The organism is Serratia sp. (in: enterobacteria), assembly GCF_046715635.1.
In the GTDB taxonomy this organism is placed as follows: Bacteria; Pseudomonadota; Gammaproteobacteria; order Enterobacterales; family Enterobacteriaceae; genus Chania.
The window spans coordinates 1-4109 of record NZ_JBKJYW010000168.1; the positions used below are offsets into that span (position 1 = coordinate 1).

Genomic DNA, 4109 nt, shown 5'->3' on the forward strand with positions numbered 1-4109 from the left:
AACTCCAGCAAGGCCTGTGTCATCGGCCCAAATCAATATCTGCCGTAACGAGCCTTAATCACGAAGTTAATTTAAACATGCTGCTGCTGATCGATAACTACGACTCTTTTACCTACAACCTCTATCAATACTTCTGTGAACTGGGTGCAGAAGTGCTGGTGAAGCGTAACGATGAACTGCAACTGGCCGATATCGAGCGGCTGGCACCGCAGCATCTGGTGATCTCCCCTGGCCCCTGTACGCCGAACGAGGCGGGCATCTCGCTGGCTGCCATTCGCCATTTTGCCGGCAAGCTGCCGATCCTTGGGGTCTGCCTTGGGCATCAGGCGTTGGGCCAGGCCTTTGGTGCCGACGTGGTTCGCGCTCGGGAAGTGATGCACGGTAAAACCTCTGCCATCCGCCATAATCATCTCGGCGTGTTCAAGGGATTGAATAATCCGCTGACCGTCACCCGCTACCACTCGCTGATCCTGGACGCTGCGACGTTGCCGGAGTGCTTTGAGGTGACCGCCTGGAGCGAACGTGATGGCAAGCGGGATGAGATCATGGGGATCCGCCACCGGACGCTGGCGCTGGAGGGTGTGCAGTTCCACCCGGAGAGCATTCTCAGCGAACAGGGGCACCAACTGCTGGGTAATTTCCTTGGAAGTTAGCCGTTAGTGGTTTTTTAAGCTTGCCCTTGATTGGTTTTTTATGCATATTTTGTGATTATATTTTCACTTGATAGTTAGCCGCCTGGAGCCAGTAATGACCGAAAAAACCGCAGTCACCCGCAGCACCTTTGATCAGGTTATCCTGCCTGTTTATGCACCCGCCCAATTTGTGCCGGTGAAGGGCAAGGGGAGCCGCGTATGGGATCAGCAGGGGAAAGAGTATATCGACTTCTCTGGTGGCATCGCGGTGACTGCGTTGGGGCACTGCCATCCGGCATTGGTTGAGGCTTTAAAGCAGCAGGGCGAAACCCTGTGGCATACCAGCAACGTGTTCACCAATGAGCCCGCGCTGCGCCTGGCCAGTAAATTGATCGCTGCCACCTTCGCCGACCGGGTGTTTTTCGCCAACTCGGGTGCGGAGGCTAACGAAGCGGCTTTCAAGCTCGCTCGTCATTACGCCATCACCCGTCATAGTCCGTATAAAACCAAGATTATCGCGTTTAATAACGCTTTCCATGGCCGTACGTTGTTTACCGTTTCCGTGGGTGGGCAACCAAAATATTCCGACGGCTTTGGGCCGAAACCGGCCGATATCGTCCATGTGCCCTTCAACGATCTGGCCGCGGTCAAAGCGGTGATGGACGATCACACCTGTGCGATAGTGATGGAGCCTATTCAGGGTGAAGGGGGCATTACCGCCGCCGATCCTGTCTTCCTCAAGGGCGTACGTGAACTTTGCGACCAACATCAGGCGCTGCTGGTATTTGATGAAGTGCAAAGCGGTATGGGCCGCAGCGGCAAGCTGTTTACCTATATGCATTACGGCATTACGCCAGACATCCTCACCACCGCCAAAGCGCTGGGCGGCGGTTTCCCGGTGAGTGCGATGCTGACCACCGAAGAGATCGCCTCGGTGATGCAGGTTGGCACTCACGGTACCACCTACGGCGGCAACCCACTGGCCTGCGCGGTGGCAGAGGCAGCGTTAGACGTGATCAACACGCCAGAGGTGCTAAGCGGGATTGAGCAGCGTCGCGGGCTGTTTGTTCAGGCTTTACAGGAGATCGGTAAGAAATACGATGTGTTCAGCGATATTCGTGGCATGGGGCTGTTAATTGGTGCGGAACTGAAGGTGGGCTATCACGGCAAAGCGCGCGATTTTCTCACTGCCGCCGCCGCCTGCGGTTTGATGATCCTCAACGCCGGGCCAAACGTGATCCGTTTTGCCCCTTCGTTGGTGGTTGAGCTGAAAGATATCGAGGAAGGCATGGCGCTGTTTGAGCAGGCCGTGCAGGATGTGATTAACGGCTAATCAAGTTTGCGGGGCTGCGGTCCCGCTAACCTCCGCTTTCCCGCAGTTTGCGTTTGAGCCAAATCCCATGATGTGGGCGCTGGCGCCACGCCAGTGACGAAATGGTATGCATCACGGTCAGGTGAGAAAGGATCCGCCGCAGATGGCGTTCCATCTCGGTGACCGGCATGTCCGGGTGCAGGTCCGGCGGCTGCATGATGCTGTTGCTGGTACTTGGGCCGTCATATTCCAACCGCTGCTGGCAGCTCTGCAAGGCGATCTCACAGGTTTGCAGATACTCCTGAGCCAGCTTTGGCGTCAGCATATAGTGCTCGCGCGCCAGAATGGTCATTGCATTCAGGTGTTCAACGATAAACTGGTTATGGGTGATCCACAGCCGCATATCTGCCAGATAATCCGATTCAAATCCCGGTTCCTGCATCGCCTGATTAAGCGAGGTAAACAGGGCGTTATGCGCCTGATTGACCTGCATACGCGTGTAGGCCAGTTCGCTGGGGTCCGGTTCCTGCTCTTCCAGCAATAAGCGCAATGCCGTCTGATCGTGCTCCAGCGCCTGATGGGCGTTTTTACGCAGCAGGCCACTCTGCCACTGCGGCCATAGCCAGATCGTGCCGCCAAACACCAGTACGCAGCCGATAAGGGTATCGATCAGGCGCGGGACCAGGAAATGGGTGCCGTTCAGCGCCAGGAGCTGCAAGGTGTAGACGGCGGTCACGGTGAAGCCCATCACCGCCAGCCCGTAGTTTTTCCTCAGGATCAGATAGGCTGCCAGGGTGATGGTCAACATGATGCTCAGCGTCACGTTCTCCGGCATCTGCAGTTGCAGCAGCCCGGCGGCAATCACCAACCCGGCCAACGTGCCGAGGGCACGGTGCTGGATCCTCACCCGCGTGGCGTTATAGCCGTTTTGGCTGACCAGCATGATGGTCAGCAAGATCCAATAGGGTTTTGGCAGGTTGAACAGCATGCCCAGGCTGCTGCCTGCTGCCAGAATAACCCCTAGCCTGGCGGCGTTGCGCAGGGCGTTGGATTTGAACGACAGATAGTCCACCACCGCCGGCCAAAACGGTAGCCGTGACTGGTTGGCCATCAGATTGCGGCGGTACAGTGGGTGCTGGGTGCGCAGCAGGCGTGCGATGCGGCTGAAGTGGTAATAGCAGAACTGGCCAACCGGGTTATCGGCGTGCTGTGAGGCCACTTTTTCCAGCGCCGCCAGCTCATTCTTCATGCTGAAACGCGCAGAGTGCCGATGATAGAGAATATCGTCGGCCACCACCCGTAGGCGCGTGGCGATCACCTGGGCATTGCGGCGGATAATCGCTTCGGCCTGGCTTTGTTCCACCAGCTTTTGCACTTCTTCCGGCAGATGTAGGCTGACGGTGATGTGCTCCTGCAAATCGAGCGCCACCTGAAACGTGCGTTGCAGGCGCTTTTGTTCCAGGTTATTGGCATGGGGCAAGAAGTTAAGCTGTTGGTATAGCAGACTGATCAGATCCATTACTTTCTGCTGGCGTTGCAACAGCGGCGGCAGAGCAGTTTCAGGATCGGTGTGCTGCGTCAGTAATGAGTATTTGGCTTCAAAATAGTCGGCTAGCTGCATATACAACTGGCTTAGGGATTCGCGCATCGGCTGCTCTTTCCACAGCTTGAACCAGGCCCAGGTAAACAGCCCGTACCAGGCGGTGCCGACGATATACAGCAAAGGGGCATGCCAGATTGGCACCGTACCAACCATGCTGAGGGAAAAGATAGCGGCAACCAGTGCGGCTGGCAGCAGGCGTGCATGTAGCGGGCTGATTTCACCACTGACGCCAAGCAACAGCGCCATTCCCAGCATCAGCAAGGGTAAGGGAAGGTTCCACACTAGGGCTTGTTGCAGCAGCAGGCTGCTGAGAGCGAATAGAGAGCCGCCCACGACCAGGCGTTTGAAAAAGCGTTTGTGTGGCGTATCCAACCCGGCAATGTTGCAGCAGGCGGGCACCAACGAGAACAGCATACCGAGTTGCAGGTTGCCAATCAGCAAACCAAACGCCACCGGCAGGCACAACACCAGCGTTTGCCGCAGTGCGTAGTTGACTTCCGGGTGGTAGATCAGGCGGCGCCACATGGTTGGCTATTCAGCAGGTAAAGAAACGGCGCATTGC

The 4109-nt window shown here is 56.7% G+C and carries 3 protein-coding genes; 2 read left to right on the top strand and 1 reads right to left on the bottom strand.

Annotated elements, in window-relative coordinates:
- The first annotated feature begins 77 nt into the window (after window positions 1-77).
- Window positions 78-653: an aminodeoxychorismate synthase component II gene (locus ACLQ7H_RS08360; protein ID WP_411752266.1), complete on the top strand. Its 576-nt coding sequence runs from the start codon at window positions 78-80 to the stop codon at window positions 651-653.
- Between the two features lie 94 nt (window positions 654-747).
- Complete coding sequence (locus tag ACLQ7H_RS08365; RefSeq protein ID WP_411752264.1) at window positions 748-1965, top strand: bifunctional acetylornithine/succinyldiaminopimelate transaminase; 1218 nt, start codon at window positions 748-750, stop codon at window positions 1963-1965.
- Between the two features lie 25 nt (window positions 1966-1990).
- Here the strand turns inward: ACLQ7H_RS08365 and ACLQ7H_RS08370 are convergent, their stop codons facing one another.
- Window positions 1991-4072 carry a YccS/YhfK family putative transporter gene (locus tag ACLQ7H_RS08370; RefSeq protein ID WP_411752265.1) on the bottom strand — a complete coding sequence of 694 codons (2082 nt, stop codon included), beginning with the start codon at window positions 4070-4072 and terminating at the stop codon, window positions 1991-1993.
- Window positions 4073-4109: the final 37 nt, after the last annotated feature.

Coding starts and splice junctions, on each gene's coding strand:
- ACLQ7H_RS08365 (WP_411752264.1), top strand. CDS start 748: ATGACCGAAAAAACCGCAGTCACCCGCAGCACCTTTGATCAGGTTATC.
- ACLQ7H_RS08360 (WP_411752266.1), top strand. CDS start 78: ATGCTGCTGCTGATCGATAACTACGACTCTTTTACCTACAACCTCTAT.
- ACLQ7H_RS08370 (WP_411752265.1), bottom strand. CDS start 4,072: ATGTGGCGCCGCCTGATCTACCACCCGGAAGTCAACTACGCACTGCGG.